Below are 16,410 nucleotides of genomic sequence, written 5' to 3'. Positions count from 1 at the left end.
AGGCTTGGGGGATTCCGCATCGACGCTCCTTGAGGAGGAGAACTGTGCCCAAACCCGTTGTGATTCTCGCTGAGAACCTCTCTCCGGCCACCGTGGAGGCGCTGGGTCCGGACTTCGATGTGCGCCAGGTCGACGGGACGGACCGTCCCGCGCTCATCGCCGCACTCGCGGACGCGGACGCCGTGCTGGTCCGCTCCGCCACCCAGATCGATGCGGAGGCCATCGCCGCCGCACCCGCGCTCAAGATCGTCGCCCGTGCCGGTGTGGGCCTGGACAACGTGGACGTCTCCGCCGCGACGAAGGCCGGCGTCATGGTCGTGAATGCGCCCACGTCCAACATCATCTCCGCCGCGGAGCTCACGATGGCCCACCTGCTGGCATCGGCCCGCTTCCTGGGAACGGGGAACTCCTCGCTCAAGGACGGCCGCTGGGAGCGCAAGCGCCTCACCGGTGTGGAGCTCTACGAGAAGACCCTGGGCATCATCGGCCTCGGCCGGATCGGCGGGCTCGTGGCGGAGCGCGCCAAGTCCTTCGGCATGAGGATCGTGGGCTACGACCCCTACATCTCCGCCTCCCGCGCCGCGCAGATGGGCGTGACGGTGCTGAGCCTCGACGAGCTGGTGGAGACCGCGGACTTCCTCACGGTCCACATGCCCAAGACCCCGGAGACGGTGGGCATGATCGGTGCGGAGCAGTTCGCGAAGATGAAGCCGGGCGTGCGCGTGGTGAACGTGGCGCGCGGCGGCATCATCGACGAGGACGCGCTCGCCGAGGCCGTGGCCTCCGGCCGCGTGGGCGGCGCGGGCATCGACGTGTGGAGCCAGGAGCCGCCGGAGCACGGCCCGCTCATGGAGCTCGACGCCGTCAACGTCACTCCGCACCTGGGCGCGTCGACGGACGAGGCGCAGGAGAAGGCCGGCATCGCCGTCGCGAAGTCCGTCCGCCTGGCGCTCGCCGGCGAGCTCGTGCCGGACGCCGTGAACGTGGCCGGCGGCCGCATCGACGAGGACGTGCGCCCGGGCATCCCGATGGTGGAGCGCCTCGGCCGCATCGTGGGCGCGCTCGCGGACTCCGTCACCCACCTCGAGGTGGCGGTCAAGGGCGAGATCGCGTCCAAGGACGTCGCCGCGCTCAAGCTCTCCGCGCTCAAGGGGCTTTTCCGCGACCACGTCTCCACGCCGGTGTCCTACGTCAACGCCCCGGTGCTGGCCGAGGAGCGCGGCATCACCGCAGAACTCGTCACCTCCGAGCAGGCCGACGGCTTCCGCAACGTCATCACACTCACCGCATCGACCTCGACCGGTGCGCGGGTGTCCGTCTCCGGCACGCTCACGGGCCCCAAGCAGATCCAGAAGCTCATCGAGGTCAACGGCTTCGAGCTCGAGATCCCCCTCACGGACCACCTGCTGATCTTCCAGTACGTGGACCGTCCCGGCGTGATCGGCGTGTTCGGCCAGGCCCTGGGCCGCAACCAGATCAACATCGCCGGCATGCAGGTCTCGCGTGCGGGCGAGGGCGGCGAGGCGCTGTCCGTGCTCGCGGTGGACTCCGCGGTGACGGCCGAGGTCGTCCAGACCGTGGCCGCTGCCGCCGACGCCTCGCACGTGGCCGCCGTCAACCTCACGGAGGACTGAGCCGATGGCGGGGGAGAGGCCCGAGGCCGGTGCGGGCACGAGCGTCACCGAGCCGCGGCCGCCGGCGAGCAGGCGCGGCCATCTGCGGATGCTGGGTCCGGGGATCGTGCTGGCGCTCGCGAGCGTGGGCGCCTCGGACATGGTCACGACGCTCAACTCGGGTGCCGAGTACGGCCTCGCGCTCATCTGGGTGTTCGTCGTGGGTCTGCTGCTCAAGTACGCGCTCTCCGAGGCGATCGCCCGGCTGCAGCTGAGCGCCGACCGCTCGTTCCTCTCCCACGCCACGGACGTGGGCGGCCGCCTCTTCCCCGTCGTGCTCCTCATCGCGGAGGTGATGGTGGGCCTGTTCTTCGGAGCGGGCGTCGCCTCGATCACCACGCGCATCGTCCAGGCGATCTTCCCCGGGCTGCCGTTCTGGCCCACCTTCGTGGTGGTGCTGGGCTCCGCCGTGGTGCTGCTGCTCGTGGGCAGGTACGGCATCGTGGAGAAGGCGATGGTGGGCTTCGCCATCCTCATGTTCTTCGGAATCGTCTTCATGGCGGTGGGCTCCGCAGTGGACCCGGACGCGCAGCAGACTGCGGTGGAGACCGTCGTCCCGATCTTCCCGCAGGGATCCCTCATCACCGTGCTCTCGCTGATCGGCGGCGTGGGCGGCGCGACGGGGATCATGGCCTACACCTACTTCGTGCGGGAGAAGCGCTGGCGCGGTCCGGCGTGGAAGAGCGTCATCCGCACGGACCTCGGCTTCAGCTACTCCCTGGTGGCGATCTTCGCGATCGCCATGACCGCGGTGGGCGCCTTCTGGCTGTTCGGCCAGGGGCACACCATCGAGAGCAACGAGGCGGTGTTCGACATCGGCACCCTGCTGGGCGAGCAGCTGGGCGGCTTCGTGCACGTGCTCTTCCTGCTCTCGTTCTTCGCCGTCACGTACTCCAGCCTGCTGGGCGGCTTCCAGGGCATCGCCTACGTCACGGGCGACTGCCTCCGCGTCATCCGCACCTACCCCCGCCAGGACGCGCCGAGCGCGGACATGCGGGCGAACGGACCGGAGTTCCGGATCGCGCTCGCCTGGCTGACGTTCGGCACCCTCCTGTTCATGGGCACGGACAAGCCGGTGAGCCTGGTGCTGATCTACGCCTCGATCAGCTCTCTCATCCTGCCCGTGCTCGCGATCCTGCTGCTCATCCTCCTGAATCGGAAGAGCATGGACGCGCAGCTGCGCAGTGGACCGCTGTCGAATGCGATGCTGGTCCTCTGCCTGCTGCTCTTCACCTTCCTCGCCGGAGTCCAGATCGTGGAGACGGTGAGCGAACTGGTGGGCTAGCGGCGCGCGGCACCTCGCGCGCACGGCCGCTGCGCTGCGCGTGCCGCTCGCGCGCAGCCGCTGTGCAGCGGCCTCCCGCCCATGTCTCACTTCACGTCGCTATTTCCGTGAATCTTCGACGTGAAGTGAGACATGGGCAGCAGGGAGCTGCCGGGGTGCGTTCCTCCGCCTGTGTATCGCTTCCCGTGGTATCCACATATTCGCAGGCCCGCCTCTGCTCCGGACGGATTCGGTCTACCGTCCGGGAATGGGCCGTTCCTCTCCGTCGTCCGGGAGCGCAGCCTCAACCGCTGAGTCCGCTGTTGCTTCCGCGCCTGCCATCCTTGCGCCTGCGCCCGCTGCCCCCGCGCCTGCGCCTCCCGCCGTGCCTGCTCCTCTGCTGCGCACGCAGACTCAGCGCACTCGCTGGGTGCAGGCACCGGTGCTCCTCCACGCCGGGAACCTGGCGGAGTACGGGCTGCCTCCCTATCAGCTCTCGAATGCGCGGGGTCTCGAGGCGGTCATCCGCGGGGTCCGCCGGCATCCGGAGCGCACGCGGACCCTCCACGTCCCCTCCTGGGCGGACGAACGGTGGCTCAGTGTCCGGGAGAGGGCGGAGGCGCTGCAGCTGCGCATGCCGGAAGCCGTGGTCTCCCACTCCTCTGCGGCGGAACTTCGAGGCTGGGTGCTGCCCCGCCGCTTCACCGCGGAGCCTCTCCTGCACGTCACGAGCCCTGTCTCACACGTGAGGCGTGAGGGGTGCATCGGACATCGGCCCAAGGAGACGGAGACCTGCACGGAGTGGGGCGTCAGCCTCGTGGAGGCACCGGAGGCGCTGCGTCAGATGTGCGCGCTTCTCACGGACGAGGAGCTCCTGACTCTTCTCGAGGGCCTCTGCGGGCCCTGGCACGGAGCTGCGGTGAGCACCGCCGCAGAGCTTGAGGCTGCGGCTGCGGAGTGGTCGCGCTTTCCAGGATGCCGGCGGCTCAGCAGAGCCCTCCGCCGGGCACGGGACGGGGTCGCATCGCCGCAGGAGACCCGGCTCAGGCTCGAGATCGTCGCAGCCGGGCTGCCGGAGCCGGAGGTGAATGCGGAGGTGAGGGCGAACGGCATGGCCTACCACGCGGACCTCTCCTACCGCAGGGCGCAGATCGCGCTGGAGTACGAGGGCGACCACCACCGCACGGATCCGCAGCAGTGGGAACACGACATCCGGCGGGAAGCGGACTTCCGCGCTGCAGGCTGGGAGTACCTCCGGGTCACGCGCCGCACCCACAGGTCCGCGCTGTTCGCAGACCTGCGTTCCATGCTCCACAGGCGATCACCCATGTCTCACTTCACGTCGAAGAATCGCGGGAAAAGCGATGTGAAGTGAGACACGGGTGGCAGGGAGGCTCAGGCGTTCCAGAGGCCGTAGGAGTCGGAGAGCGCGGCGATCTTCTTCGCGCGCGCCAGACGGGGCAGGTAGGAGCCGTCCGTGATCTCACCGGTCTCCGCGTCCTTGAGCAGCTCGCGCGCCCACTTCCGGTCGTCCTCGGACGGGGCGAGCGCCTCGTTGATGACGGGAGTCATCTCCGGGCGCAGCGAGAGCTTGCCCGCCATGCCCATCTTCATCGTCCAGGCGCAGTCCTCGAGCACCCGCTCCCTGTCCGCCCCCGCGGGGGAGGGGCCGTCGATGGCACCCGGCAGGCCGCCCACGCGAGAGGCGATGACGAGGCGCGAGCGCGCATAGGCCAGGGCGATGGGGTCGTCCGCGACGCCCGTGTCCTTCCGGAAGTCGTTCGTGCCGAGCGCCAGGCGGAAGGTGCCCGGGGCCTCGGCGACGCGGGTGGCGTTCTCCATGCCGACGGCGGTCTCGATGAGTGCGAGCACCGGCACGCCCGCGCCCGCCTTCATCGCCGTCCAGGTCACCTGATCGGGCCGCTCCGTGTTGGGCAGCATGATCCCGCGGAGTCCGGGGAGCCCATTCAGCGCGGCGAGGTCCGTCTCCCACTCCGAGGTCTCCGTGCCGTTCACGCGCACCCACGCCGTCATCCCCGAGCTGCCGTCGAGGGCGGCGACGACGTTGGTCCGAGCGTCGTCCTTGCGCTCCTGGGGAACGGCGGCCTCCATGTCGAAGATGACGGAATCCGCCTCGGACCGCTGGGCGTCCTCGAAGAGATCGCTGCGGGAGGCATTCACGAGCAGCCAGGAGCGGGAGAGCTTGGCGGGGAGGGCGGCGGCACGGGCGTTGCGGATGGTGGGAGTCGGCATATGCCCAAGTCTAGGGATCATTCCGCTCCGTGGACCAGCCGTGAGAGGTATGCGAGCCGTCACGTGTCCCATATCGCGAACAAGGGTGACGAATGCTGAGACCCCATGCTTAGCATCGGAGGCATGACGACGTTCAAGATCGCAGTGATGCCCGGCGACGGCATCGGCACCGAAGTTGTTCCCGAAGGCCTCAAGGTCCTGCAGCGCGCAATCGAGGTGACCGGCACGGATGCGGTCCTCGAGACCGAGCACTTCGAGGCGAGCGCGCGCCGCTGGCACGAGACCGGGGAGACCCTCACGGATGCGGAGATGGAGCGTCTGCGTGCGTTCGACGCGATCTTCTTCGGCGCCTGCGGCGATCCCACCACGCCGTCCGGCGTGCTGGAGCGCGGCATCATCCTCAAGATGCGATTCGGGTTCGACCACGCGGTCAACCTGCGGCCGTCCAAGCTCTTCCCCGGCATCACCTCACCGCTGGCGGATCCCGGCGAGATCGACTTCGTGGTGGTGCGCGAGGGCACGGAGGGCGCCTACACCGGCCAGGGCGGCGTGCTCCGTCAGGACACCCCCGCGGAAGTCGCCACCGAGGTCTCCCTCAACACCCGGTACGGCGTGGAGCGCACGGTCCGCTACGCCTTCGAGAAGGCGCAGTCGCGGCGGAAGAAGCTCACCTTCCTGCACAAGCACAACGTCATGGTCCATGCAGGCCACCTCTGGCGCCGCACGGTGGAGGCCGTGGCCGCGGAGTTCCCCGAGGTCGCCGTCAACTACCAGCACACGGACGCGTCGATGATCTATCTGGTCCAGGACCCGGGTCAGTACGACGTCATCGTCACCGACAACCTGTTCGGCGACATCGTCACGGACCTCGCCGCCGCCGTCACCGGCGGGATCGGCCTGGCCGCCAGCGGCAACATCAACGTCGCGGGCACGGCTCCCAGCCTCTTCGAGCCCATCCACGGCTCTGCGCCGGACATCGCGGGTCAGCAGATCGCGGACCCCACGGCCTCGATCCTCTCCGGCGTCCTCATGGCCGAGCACCTGGGTCTGACCCAGGTGGCCTCCGCCATCCAGGCCGCGGTCGAGGCGGACCTCGCCGAGCGCGGCGACACCCCCCGCAGCACGGCGCAGGTGGGCGACGCCATCGCCGCCCGGCTGGGCTGAGGCCCGCCTCCCGGGCCTTCGCATCCTCCACGGGCCACGGCACCGCACAGTGTGCGGTGCCGTGGCCGCACCCCCTGATCTGTGGTCCGCGGACCTGCGCTAGTGTGTGCCTTAGCACAGTTCTGCTCACAGAAGAGAGAAGAATCCACATGTCGGAATTCGCGCTCAAGAAGAACCCCCAGCCGCAGTCGGACGCGGTGCGGGAGGCGATTCTTGCCGCTCCTGCCTTCGGCACCCAGTTCACCGATCACATGGCCCACATCCGCTTCACGACGGAGCAGGGCTGGCACGGCCACGAGCTGATCCCCTACGGCCCGCTCACCCTGGACCCCGCCGCCGCCGTCCTGCACTACGCGCAGGAGATCTTCGAAGGCATGAAGGCCTACCGTCACGCCGACGGCTCCGTGTGGACCTTCCGGCCTGAGAAGAACGCCGCACGCCTCAACAGGTCCGCCGGCCGCCTGGCGCTGCCGCAGATGGTCGAGGAGGACTTCATCGAGTCGCTGCGCGTGCTCGTGCAGGCCGACAGCTCCTGGGTCCCCACGCCCAAGGACGAGCAGGATGAGGTGAGCCTGTACCTGCGTCCGTTCACCATCTCCGCGGAGCGCTTCCTGGGCCTGCGCCCCACCCAGCAGGCCGACTACTACGTCATCGCCTCACCCGCCGGAGCCTACTTCTCCGGCGGTGTGAAGCCGGTGAGCATCTGGCTGTCCCAGAACCTCAAGCGCGCCGGGCGCGGCGGCACCGGCTTCGCCAAGTGCGGCGGCAACTACGCCGCTTCCACGGAGGCGATGATCGAGGCCGGTCAGAAGGGCTGCCAGCAGGTGATGTTCACGGACGCCGTGGACGGCACGCACCTGGAGGAGCTGGGCGGCATGAACCTCATGCTCGTCACGAGCGACGGACGGCTCATCACACCGGAGGTCTCGGAGACGATCCTCGACGGCGTCACCCGCCGTTCGCTGCTCGACCTCGCCCCCTCGCTGGGTCTCACCCCGGAGGAGCGCCCGGTGACGGTGGAGGAGTGGCGCACCGGCGTGGCCGACGGCACGATCGTCGAGGCCTTCGCCTGCGGCACCGCAGCCGTCATCACGCCGATCGGCGCTCTCGTGTCCGAGGACTTCACCGTGGACCACGGCGACGAGCCCGGCGAGATCACCATGAAGCTGCGCAAGCCGCTGCTGGACATCCAGTACGGCCGCGCCGAGGCCCCCGAGGGCTGGATGGTCCGCCTTGCCTGAGGCTCTGCCCGCCGTCGGGACGCGTGAGTGACGCCCATGCGCGACATCGCCGCCTGCGCCGCCTGTGGGGTGGAGACCGATCTGGTCACTGCCGCCCAGGCGGCGCAGGCCGTTTCGGGGCAGTTCCCGGATGTGCGCGGGGGTGCTGCGGAGGGGACGGCAGACGGTGACGGCACCGCTGTCCCGCAGCTCCCCGTCTGCCCCATCTGCGCGGACGAGCGCCAGTTCGTCCCGGCCGGCGGTCAGGAGTGGACGAGCCGGAACCTGCTCGAGGCCTCGGGTCGGGCGGTCTCCGTCGCCGAGGCCGAGCCCGGGCTGTTCTCCCTGCGCACCTCGCCGAAGACCGGGATCGGGCAGACCTGCTATCTGGCGCAGTGCCCGGCCGGCGGCACAGGGGGTCTCCTCTTCGACGTGCCGCCGTACATCGACGATGCGGCGGTGGAGGCCGTGGCCGCACGCGGGGGAGCGGCGGCGATCGTCGCCAGCCATCCCCACGTGTACGGCCTGCAGCTGGAGTGGAGCGCGGCCTTCGACCATGCGCCCGTGTTCGTGGCCCGCAGGGATGCGGAGTGGGTGCAGCGCCGCGGCGCCGCGATCGAGCTCTTCGACGAGGAGATCGCGCCGCTGGCCGGTGTGCGGGTGCGCCAGGTGGGCGGGCACTTCCCCGGCAGCTCGGTGGCGCTCTGGCGATCGCCGGCGGACGAGGCCCTCGTCATGCTGGGCGGCGACACGATCTCCCCGGTCGCCAGGACCGGCTGGGTGACCTTCATGCGCTCCTTCCCCAACTACCTCCCGCTCTCCGGGGCCGTGGTGAGGCGGATCGCGGCGGCGGTGGACGACGTGGAGGTCGAGCGCATCTACGGCAACTTCGGACAGAGACTGACCAGCGGCGGGAGCCGCGCGATCGAGGAGTCCGCGCGGCGCTATGCCGAGTGGGTCTCCGGAGAGCACGACGACCTGACATGAGCAGCGAGACAGGCGGAAGTTCTGTGACAGAGGAGCATCGAGGGCGCCCGTTCGCCTCCCGTCGCGGGCGGAAGATGCGCCGGATGGCGGAGAACACACCGGGTCTGCGCCGCCTCGACCGGCCGGTCCATGCGGGACGGGCAGGAGACGCGGAGCCCACGGACGAGGATGCCGGTCTGCGTGCCGGCAGGGGCGCGGGACCATCCGGAGCAGATTCCGCTGCATCGGCCGGACCCGTGTTCTCCCTCGCGTATGTGCGCACACGGCCGGCGGCCCCCGTGCCCGGACGTCCGCCGGTGGTGATCGTCCCCGGCGGGCCGGGGCTGGCCTCGGCCGTTCCCTATACGGCTCTCCGGGCACAGGCGGCACAGCGCGGTCTCGACGTGCTCATGGTCGAGCACCGCGGGGTGGGTCTCTCGCGGCGCATGCCTGACGGCGAGGACCTGCCTCTCGAGTCCATGCGGATCACCGCCGTCGTGGACGACCTCCGTGCAGTGCTGGAGGCGGAGGGCATCGGGCGTGCACTGGTGGTCGGATCCTCCTACGGCACGTACGTGGCCCAGGCATTCGCCCACGCGCACCCGGAGCTCACCGCCGGTCTCGTGCTCGACTCGCCCATGCTGAAGGCGGGCAACGGTGCAGAGGAGGAATGGGCGACCGCGCTGCTCTACGACGGGACGGCGGGAGACGACGAACATCGGCGTCTCGCGCACAAGGTCAGGGACCTGGCCGCCGAGGCCTACGGGAGCGAGAAGCCGGGTGAGCTGGCCGCGCTGGGCAGGGCGGTGCGGATCGTCTACGAGTTCGGCGGGCCCGAGGTGCTCGACGCCTTCCTCAATCAGAGGAAGGTGGGTGCCTCACGACTGGTCCGCAGGCTGCTGGCCGCCATGGGCGGAGGTGATACGGGCACACCTGTGCCGTACTACATGGAGTTCGACCGCACAGGTGAGATCGCCTTCCGTGAACTGGACTACGGCGGGACGGGCCGGAGGCCGGGCACTGCAGCGGTCGGCGCCGAGGCGGAGGGCACGGAGGCAACCCGCACCGCCGCAGGGGATGGCCCGGCCTCCGGCACCGAGTCCGTCGCCCTCGCCGGACCCCGTCGCCTCTTCGCCCGCAGCGAGGACTTCGCCGAGGTCGCCCGGCAGTTCTCCCCGTTCGCCGGGGAGCCCGTCGACCTCGAGGCCGTCCTGCCCCGCATGCGCATACCGGTCACAGTGCTCTCCGGCGACCGGGACCTCCGCACACCGCGGCCGGTGGCCGAACGCATCACCGCCCTCGTGCCGGAGGGAGTGCTCGTCGCCGTCCCGGACCACGGCCACAGCGCCCTCGACACACATCACGCCGCTCTGCTGGAGGCGCTGGTGGCCGGCGCGGACGGGAAGCCGGGCGAGATCGGGACGGCGGAACCGGGCGAGCCGTGCAGACGCCGGCTCCACTGCCTCGGCTCCGGTGGCGGTCCGAGCGCGGCGGTGGGGCCGATCATCGCCCTCACCCTCGCCCTGGATCGCCTGCTCCCGCGCGAGCGGCGATAGCACACCACCCCCGTCTGCCGGTTCCGAGGCTGCGCACCCGCGCGAGCGGCGGAAAGACCAGATGTCCGCGCGGCAGACGGCCATAGCGCCTTCGCCGCTGTGTGACCGCCGGTGCCGTCCGGGAGTGTGACTGGCGGTACTCTTCTGCTCATGCCTGAGCACTCCGGCGCCACGCCCTCCAGCGCCACTCGACCCGCCACGCCGGCGTCCCCGGCGACCTCGTCCGCCACCCTGCCGACCACCGCGGACGTCATCGCGCATCTGCCGTGGCGCTGGCGCGTGCAGGGAGCCATCTTCCTCGTCGGCGGCCTCGGCTTCATGTTCGACGCCTGGGACGTGGCGCTCAACGGCTTCCTCATCCCCCTGCTGAGCGACCACTGGGACCTCACGGTGGGCCAGGCGGCGTGGATCGCCACGGTGAACCTCATCGGCATGGCCGTGGGTGCGTTCGTGTGGGGCGGGATCGCGGACCGGATCGGACGCAAGTCCGCGTTCACCCTCACCCTCCTCACGTTCACGGTCTTCACCGCGGCAGGAGCCTTCAGCCCGGACCTCGTGCTGTTCTGCGCGTTCCGCTTCCTCGCCGGATTCGGACTGGGCGGCTGCATTCCCGTCGACTACGCCCTCGTGGGGGAGTTCTCACCGGCGAAGCACCGCGGCCGCGTCCTCACGGCGCTCGACGGCTGGTGGCCGGTGGGTGCCACGCTCTGCGCGCTCACCTCGGCCTGGCTCATCCAGTTCTTCGACTGGCGTGCGCTCATGCTGGTGATGATCGTCCCGGCGCTGCTGGTGTTCGCCATCCGCCTCTTCGTGCCGGAGTCGCCCATGTACCTGGCGAGTGCGGGCAGGCATGAGGAGGCGGACGCGATCGTCTCACGGCTGGTCGCCAGGACCGGGGCCGAGGTGACCGCCTGGCGCCGCGCCGAGGTCGCCTCCCCGGCGCGCGCGGGTGGCGCGGTCGGAGCTGGGGCGGGAGGTGCCGGCGCCGGCGGTGCCTCAGCCGGCGGCGGCTGGCGCTCGCAGCTCGCGGCGGCCACGGGCCAGATCGCCGGGCTGTGGCGGTGGTCGTGGAAGATCACCCTCACCGCGTGGCTGCTGTTCGTCTCCGTGCTGCTGCTCTACTACGCCGCACTCACGTGGCTGCCGGGAATCCTGCGCAGGCAGGGGCTCGACGATCAGGCGGCCTTCCTGGTGACGGGGCAGATGACGGGGATCGGGATCCTCGGCGTCCTCGCCTCCGCGCTGCTCGTGGAGGTGCTGGGGCGCCGCTGGCTGCTGGGCGCATCCGCCATCGCGGCCTCGGCGGCGCTCGTGGGCTTCGCCTGGGTGCTGGGCAACTCCGGTGCTGAGCTGGTGACGAGTGCACAGGTGCTCATCCTCGCGTTCGGCTTCCTCATCCAGATCTCCGTGCCGACGCTCTACACCTACGTCTCGGAGCTGTATCCCACGCATCTGCGCGCCTCCGGGTTCGGCTGGGCCTCGAGCGCCTCTCGCGTGGCGACGGGTGTGGCTCCGCTGGTGTTCGGCTCCTTCATGTGGCCGGTGCTGGGACTCACGTGGACCTTCGTCTGCACGGGCGCGCTCGTGGTCGTCGCGATGCTCGTCATGGCCTTCCTCACCCACGACACGACGGGCCGCGAGCTGGACTGAGCGACAGCCCGCCCGCGTCAGGGACCGTTCGTGCGGAGGCGGGAGGCTTTTATATTCTTTTATATTGGGGCCTCCTCCTTTATAGCCTTTATACAGTTCTGCAAAGCCCGCTGTCTCAGCGCTGCGGCCACGCGCCCATGAGGGTCCGTGCGCGGTTGAGGAGTTCGATGACCTCCCGGGTGCTCATGTCCTGCACTCCCGGCACGAAGACCCAGGAGTGCTGCTGACCCCGGCCGAATCTCCGCACAGCGGGGGAGAGCAGCGGGCGCAGGTGCAGCGGCATCCTCGTGTTGACGTTGTGCAGGCCCGAGGGCGTGAGCATCATGACGGCCCGGAGCGTATGGCTGCCGCTGCTGGGGAGCATGACCAGCCGATTCTCCGCCGGACCCAGGTCCTGCCACGGCAGCGGGCCCACGCCGCGCAGTGTGAGCCCCCGCCCGTCGATGACGACGGGACTGTTCTCCGTCTCCTGGTACTGCTGCTGTCGCTTCCGCGCAGCTCGATCCTGCCGTGCGTCTGCAGCGTGCGCAGCGCCTGGTCGACCGGGAGTGTCATGCCCCATACGCTAGTGGAGGTTCTGCGCTGCAGACGGCTCTGCGCATGCAGCATCCCTGCTTGCACGGGACCTTGCATGTGTGGAGTCCCTGCGCATGGGGAGTCCTGGTATGCGGGGAAGCCCCTACGCCTGCGGGCCGCAGTCGATAGGGTGACCGTATGACGAGCGGACCCTCCCAGACGACGAAGACCACGCAGGCCGCTGAGCAGGAGGACACCCTGCCCCACGATCCCTATCTCTGGCTCGAGGAGATCGAGGGCGAGGACGCGCTCGCGTGGGTGGAAGCACAGAACGCCCGCACGCTGGCGCGCTTTGCGGATCCCGCGTACGAGGACATGGTCGGTGCCATCCGCAGCGCCCTCGACTCCGAGGACCGCATCCCCGGCGTGAGCAAGCTGGGCGACTTCTACTACAACTTCTGGCGCGACCGTGAGCACCCCAAGGGTCTCTGGCGGCGCACCACGTGGGAGTCCTACACGACGCAGAGCCCGGAGTGGGAGATCCTCCTGGACCTCGACGCGCTGGCCGCGGCCGAGGGGACGGAATGGGTCTTCCACGGTGCACGGGTCCGCCGCACGGACCGCCGCAGGGCGCTCGTGTTCCTCTCCCCGGACGGCGGCGACGCCCACACGGTGCGCGAGTTCGACCTCGAGGCCAGGGCGTTCGTGGCGGATCTCGCCGCCGGGACCGCGGGCGCGGGGGAGAAGGCCTTTGTGCTCCCCACCGCCAAGGCACAGGCGAGCTGGGTGGACGACGACACCCTCCTCGTCGCGACGGACTGGGGCCCGGGCACGCTCACGGACTCCACCTACCCGGCCAGCGCCCGGCTGCTGCGCCGCGGCCAGGACCTGTCCGAGGCTCAGGAGATCCGCACGGTGCCGGCGGAGTCGCTGGCGATCTTCTCCGGGACGGACCGCACGCCGGGCTTCGAGCGCGCCGTCGTCACCGAGGCCCTCGACTTCTTCAACTCCCGCACCTGGATCCGCGACCTGCCCCTGGACGGCGGCGACCCCGCCGCGGGCTGGACCCTCATCGACGTGCCCACGGACGTCTCCGTCGACGTGGACCGCGACCTCCTCCTCTTCCGCCCGCGGACGGACTGGCGCGGGACGGGGCCGGACGGTGCGCCCTTCACGGTGCCCGCCGGAGCACTCGCGGTCGCGCCCTGTGCGCAGTTCCTCCACGGTGCCGAGGCCTCCGGCGCCGGGACTGCCGAGCAGACGGGGGAGAACCGCTCCGGTGCCCGTCCGCGGATCGTCTTCGCGCCCGAGGCCGTGGCCCAGCCGGCGGCCTCCCTCCAGGGCTGGTCCTTCACCCGGAACCACCTGGTGCTCGCCTTCCTGCGCGACGTGCGCTCGGAGCTGCGGACGCTGGACCGTGGCGCGCTTCTGACGGAGGGTGCGGACTCCGTCCCCGGCGAGCTGCCGGGCGGGGCCGTCCCCGGTGTGGATCCGCTGCTGACGGTGGGCATGGGCGCGGTCGACCCCGATGACGAGGACTGCGGCGACGACGTCTGGATGACGGTGAGCGGCTTCCTCACCCCCACCACCCTGATGCGCGGAACCCTGGGTGCGGCTGCCGCGGACGGGGAGCCGCCCGCAGTGGTCAAGACGGCCCCGCATCTCTTCGACGCCGGCGGTCTCGCGGTCACCCAGCACTTCGCCACGAGCGCGGACGGCACGCGGGTGCCGTACTTCCAGGTGGGGCCGGCCTCGGCGGAGGACCCGACAGCAGGACTGGACTCCGGCACCCCGGAGAGCCCGGCCTCGGCGGAGGGGCCCGAGGCCGCACCCGTCATGCTCGACGGCTACGGCGGCTTCGAGCTCAGCCGCCTTCCCGGATATGCCCCCACAGTGGGCCTGGGCTGGCTGGAGCAGGGCGGCACCTATGTGCTCGCCAACATCCGCGGCGGCGGGGAGTACGGCCCCGGCTGGCACGCCGCGGCCCTGCGGGAGAACCGGCACCGGGCCTACGAGGACTTCGTCGCAGTGGCACGGGACCTCGTGGCCCGCGGCGTGACGACGCGCGAGCGGATCGCCTGCTCCGGGGGCTCCAACGGCGGACTGCTCGTAGGGAACATGCTCACGCAGTTCCCGGAGGACTTCGGTGCGGTCTCCTGCGGAGTGCCGCTGCTGGACATGCGCCGCTACACGCGCCTGTCCGCCGGTGCCTCCTGGGCCGCGGAGTACGGCGACCCGGACGATCCGGAGCAGTGGGAGTCCATCCGCACCTTCTCGCCGTACCACCTCGTCGAACCGACGGCCGCGTACCCGCCGGTGCTGTTCTGGACCGCCACCTCGGACGACAGGGTGGGGCCGGTGCAGGCGAGGAAGATGGCCGCGAAGATGCAGGATGCGGGGATCGGCGGCGTCTGGTTCTACGAGGACAGGGAGGGCGGCCACTCCGCCGCCTCGGACAACGAGCAGGCCGCCCGCACCCGCGCGCTGTCCTATCGCTTCCTCATGGAGCAGCTCACGGGTGCGGACGGTCAGGTGGGCTGAGGGCCTGCCCACCGAGGGCGGAGCGAGGCCGCCGCGTGACGCCTGGTCACGGCACCGACCGCCGCAGCGTCAGCCAGGATCCCGCCCCGAGCACCACGACCAGCAGCCCGAGCACTCCGGCGGCGCTCAGCGGCCCCAGCTGCGCCACCCAGCTCACCACCTCCGGCCATGCCTCCAGGCGGGTGATGGCGAACACCACCACGAGGAGGCAGAGGGCCAGACCGATGATGACGAGGGTGAGCACCGTCGTCCCGAGGCTCCGGTAGAGGGTGGAGAACCAGAAGCCGACGATGAAGAACAGCATCACCATGACGAAGACGAGAGCGGCGCCGCTGGCCCAGCCGCTCTGCCAGATCCACGGCAGATAGGCGATGTAGCCGTTGATCCCGTAGCCGTCCGTGGCGCGTTCGAGGAGGCCGAGGAGGACGTAGACGGCGGCGAGACCTGCTGCGGCCAGTGCGGAGGCGAGCAGCGTGCCGAGGAAGAACTCCCGCCGGGCCAGGCTCATGGCCTGGGAGAACGGGAAGGTCAGGGTCATCGCCTGGACGCCCACCACCAGGAAGTACCAGAGTGCGGCCTGGGAGCCGCCGCCGTACATCGGTTCGTCGGAGCCGATCATCCAGTAGACCGCCAGTGAGATCACGATCGCACCGCTGAGCACGATGAGCGGGACCCAGACGAAGATGTAGCTGTTGAGGTACTGCAGCCGCACCACTCCGAGCACGCGGGAGAGTGTGGTGGGGGCGTGCGCGGCCGATGCGCTGCTGTGCGTACCGGCGCGGGGTGCTGGGGTGCCGTGCATGGCGGTCCTCTGCTTCCGGGGACGGTGGACGGGTGTGGAGGGGCGAGGCGGGTCGTGTGCGAAGTCTGCCGAGGTGAGCGCCGTTCCGTAGCGATTCATGTCCTGCTCCTCTCGTGCTGCCGGCTGAGGCGGACCACGAGCTGCTGGAGGGGGACGGGGGAGAGCTCCACGCCCGCGGCCCGGGCCTCCGCGGTCTCCGCGTCCGTGAGCGTGCCGCGGACCGTCGTCGCTGCGACCCTGCCCAGGCTCTCCCGGTGCAGGACCTCGCGCTCGCCGGCGATCCGCTCGACCTCCTCGGCGGTGCCCGTGAGGGTGACCGCCTCGCCGCGGAGCTCCTCCGTGGACCTGTCGACGAGGATCCGGCCGTCGTCGATGACGATGACGCGTTCGATGAGGTCGGCGATCTCGTCGATGAGGTGCGAGGAGAGGACGACGGTGCGCGGGTGCTCCGCGTAGTCCTCCATGAGGCGTTCGTAGAAGAGCGACCGGGCCACGGCGTCGAGACCCAGGTACGGCTCGTCGAAGAATGTGATCTCCGCACGCGAGGCGAGTCCCAGGATCACCCCCACGGCGGACAGCTGCCCGCGTGAGAGCTTGGAGATCCGCGTCTTCACCGGCAGGCGGAAGTCCTCGATGAGGCGCTTCGCGTACTCCTGGTCCCAGTGGGGGAAGAAGAGCGCGGCGGCGCGGAACGCGTGGACGGGGGTGAAGTCCTCCGGGTACTTCTGCCCCTCGCGGACGAAGCACATGCGGGAGAGCACGCGCCTGTTCTCGAACGGCGCCTCGCCGAACACGCGGACGCTGC

Annotated in this window: 13 protein-coding genes; 9 read left to right on the top strand and 4 right to left on the bottom strand. The window is 70.4% G+C overall.

Annotated elements, in window-relative coordinates; genetic code table 11:
• The first annotated feature begins 44 nt into the window (after positions 1-44).
• From serA to Q0A33_RS05445, 3 genes are all read left to right on the top strand, one after another.
• The gene (serA, locus tag Q0A33_RS05455; protein WP_291794225.1) at positions 45-1,634 is read left to right on the top strand and encodes a phosphoglycerate dehydrogenase; all 1,590 of its coding nucleotides are present in this window, start codon (positions 45-47) and stop codon (positions 1,632-1,634) included.
• A gap of 4 nt (positions 1,635-1,638) precedes the next feature.
• The gene (locus Q0A33_RS05450; protein ID WP_291794223.1) at positions 1,639-2,958 is read left to right on the top strand and encodes an Nramp family divalent metal transporter; all 1,320 of its coding nucleotides are present in this window, start codon (positions 1,639-1,641) and stop codon (positions 2,956-2,958) included.
• 364 nt (positions 2,959-3,322) lie between these two features.
• Entirely contained in the window at positions 3,323-4,312 is a 990-nt protein-coding gene (locus Q0A33_RS05445; RefSeq protein ID WP_291794221.1) for a hypothetical protein, read from the top strand.
• Between the two features lie 20 nt (positions 4,313-4,332).
• Here the strand turns inward: Q0A33_RS05445 and Q0A33_RS05440 are convergent, their stop codons facing one another.
• Entirely contained in the window at positions 4,333-5,190 is an 858-nt protein-coding gene (locus Q0A33_RS05440; RefSeq protein ID WP_291794219.1) for a CoA ester lyase, read from the bottom strand.
• Positions 5,191-5,313: 123 nt separating this feature from the next.
• Here Q0A33_RS05440 and Q0A33_RS05435 point away from each other — a divergent pair, with 123 nt between their 5' ends.
• The 5 genes from Q0A33_RS05435 to Q0A33_RS05415 all read left to right on the top strand — a co-directional run bounded on the left by Q0A33_RS05435 (position 5,314) and on the right by Q0A33_RS05415 (position 11,746).
• Positions 5,314-6,354 (top strand): 3-isopropylmalate dehydrogenase, encoded by a 1,041-nt coding sequence (locus tag Q0A33_RS05435; protein WP_291794217.1) that lies wholly within the window; start codon positions 5,314-5,316, stop codon positions 6,352-6,354.
• A 149-nt stretch (positions 6,355-6,503) separates the two neighbouring features.
• Entirely contained in the window at positions 6,504-7,595 is a 1,092-nt protein-coding gene (locus Q0A33_RS05430) for a branched-chain amino acid aminotransferase (RefSeq protein WP_291794215.1), read from the top strand.
• A gap of 36 nt (positions 7,596-7,631) precedes the next feature.
• The gene (locus Q0A33_RS05425; protein WP_291794212.1) at positions 7,632-8,561 is read left to right on the top strand and encodes a hydrolase; all 930 of its coding nucleotides are present in this window, start codon (positions 7,632-7,634) and stop codon (positions 8,559-8,561) included.
• Positions 8,562-8,644: 83 nt separating this feature from the next.
• Complete coding sequence (locus Q0A33_RS05420; protein WP_291794210.1) at positions 8,645-10,096, top strand: alpha/beta fold hydrolase; 1,452 nt, start codon at positions 8,645-8,647, stop codon at positions 10,094-10,096.
• 150 nt (positions 10,097-10,246) lie between these two features.
• Positions 10,247-11,746, top strand: coding sequence for an MFS transporter (locus Q0A33_RS05415; protein WP_291794208.1), 1,500 nt, complete (start codon positions 10,247-10,249; stop codon positions 11,744-11,746).
• Positions 11,747-11,861: 115 nt separating this feature from the next.
• Here Q0A33_RS05415 and Q0A33_RS05410 read toward each other — a convergent pair whose 3' ends face one another.
• Positions 11,862-12,308 (bottom strand): hypothetical protein, encoded by a 447-nt coding sequence (locus tag Q0A33_RS05410; RefSeq protein ID WP_291794206.1) that lies wholly within the window; start codon positions 12,306-12,308, stop codon positions 11,862-11,864.
• 152 nt (positions 12,309-12,460) lie between these two features.
• Here Q0A33_RS05410 and Q0A33_RS05405 point away from each other — a divergent pair, with 152 nt between their 5' ends.
• Positions 12,461-14,803 (top strand): prolyl oligopeptidase family serine peptidase, encoded by a 2,343-nt coding sequence (locus Q0A33_RS05405; protein ID WP_291794205.1) that lies wholly within the window; start codon positions 12,461-12,463, stop codon positions 14,801-14,803.
• Between the two features lie 46 nt (positions 14,804-14,849).
• On the opposite strand, the gene Q0A33_RS05400 is transcribed toward Q0A33_RS05405, so the two are convergent.
• Positions 14,850-15,704, bottom strand: a complete 855-nt coding sequence (locus tag Q0A33_RS05400; RefSeq protein WP_291794204.1) for a hypothetical protein — start codon at positions 15,702-15,704, stop codon at positions 14,850-14,852.
• A partial coding sequence (locus Q0A33_RS05395) for an AAA family ATPase (RefSeq protein WP_291794203.1) occupies positions 15,701-16,410 on the bottom strand: 710 nt, incomplete at its 5' end. The genes Q0A33_RS05400 and Q0A33_RS05395, both read right to left, overlap by 4 nt.

The sequence above is a fragment of the Brevibacterium sp. genome (assembly GCF_022712115.1).
GTDB classification, from domain to species: Bacteria; Actinomycetota; Actinomycetes; order Actinomycetales; family Brevibacteriaceae; genus Brevibacterium; species Brevibacterium salitolerans.
The sequence above is the reverse complement of the archived record's forward strand: the minus strand, read 5'-3'. Positions and strand labels throughout refer to the sequence as shown.

Bases quoted from the DNA above. Each gene is read 5' to 3' on its own strand.
- Q0A33_RS05450 (WP_291794223.1), top strand. From the start codon at position 1,639: ATGGCGGGGGAGAGGCCCGAGGCCGGTGCGGGCACGAGCGTCACCGAG.
- Q0A33_RS05440 (WP_291794219.1), bottom strand. From the start codon at position 5,190: ATGCCGACTCCCACCATCCGCAACGCCCGTGCCGCCGCCCTCCCCGCC.
- Q0A33_RS05435 (WP_291794217.1), top strand. From the start codon at position 5,314: ATGACGACGTTCAAGATCGCAGTGATGCCCGGCGACGGCATCGGCACC.
- Q0A33_RS05430 (WP_291794215.1), top strand. From the start codon at position 6,504: ATGTCGGAATTCGCGCTCAAGAAGAACCCCCAGCCGCAGTCGGACGCG.
- Q0A33_RS05425 (WP_291794212.1), top strand. From the start codon at position 7,632: ATGCGCGACATCGCCGCCTGCGCCGCCTGTGGGGTGGAGACCGATCTG.
- Q0A33_RS05420 (WP_291794210.1), top strand. From the start codon at position 8,645: ATGGCGGAGAACACACCGGGTCTGCGCCGCCTCGACCGGCCGGTCCAT.
- Q0A33_RS05415 (WP_291794208.1), top strand. From the start codon at position 10,247: ATGCCTGAGCACTCCGGCGCCACGCCCTCCAGCGCCACTCGACCCGCC.
- Q0A33_RS05410 (WP_291794206.1), bottom strand. From the start codon at position 12,308: ATGGGGCATGACACTCCCGGTCGACCAGGCGCTGCGCACGCTGCAGAC.
- Q0A33_RS05405 (WP_291794205.1), top strand. From the start codon at position 12,461: ATGACGAGCGGACCCTCCCAGACGACGAAGACCACGCAGGCCGCTGAG.
- Q0A33_RS05400 (WP_291794204.1), bottom strand. From the start codon at position 15,704: ATGAATCGCTACGGAACGGCGCTCACCTCGGCAGACTTCGCACACGAC.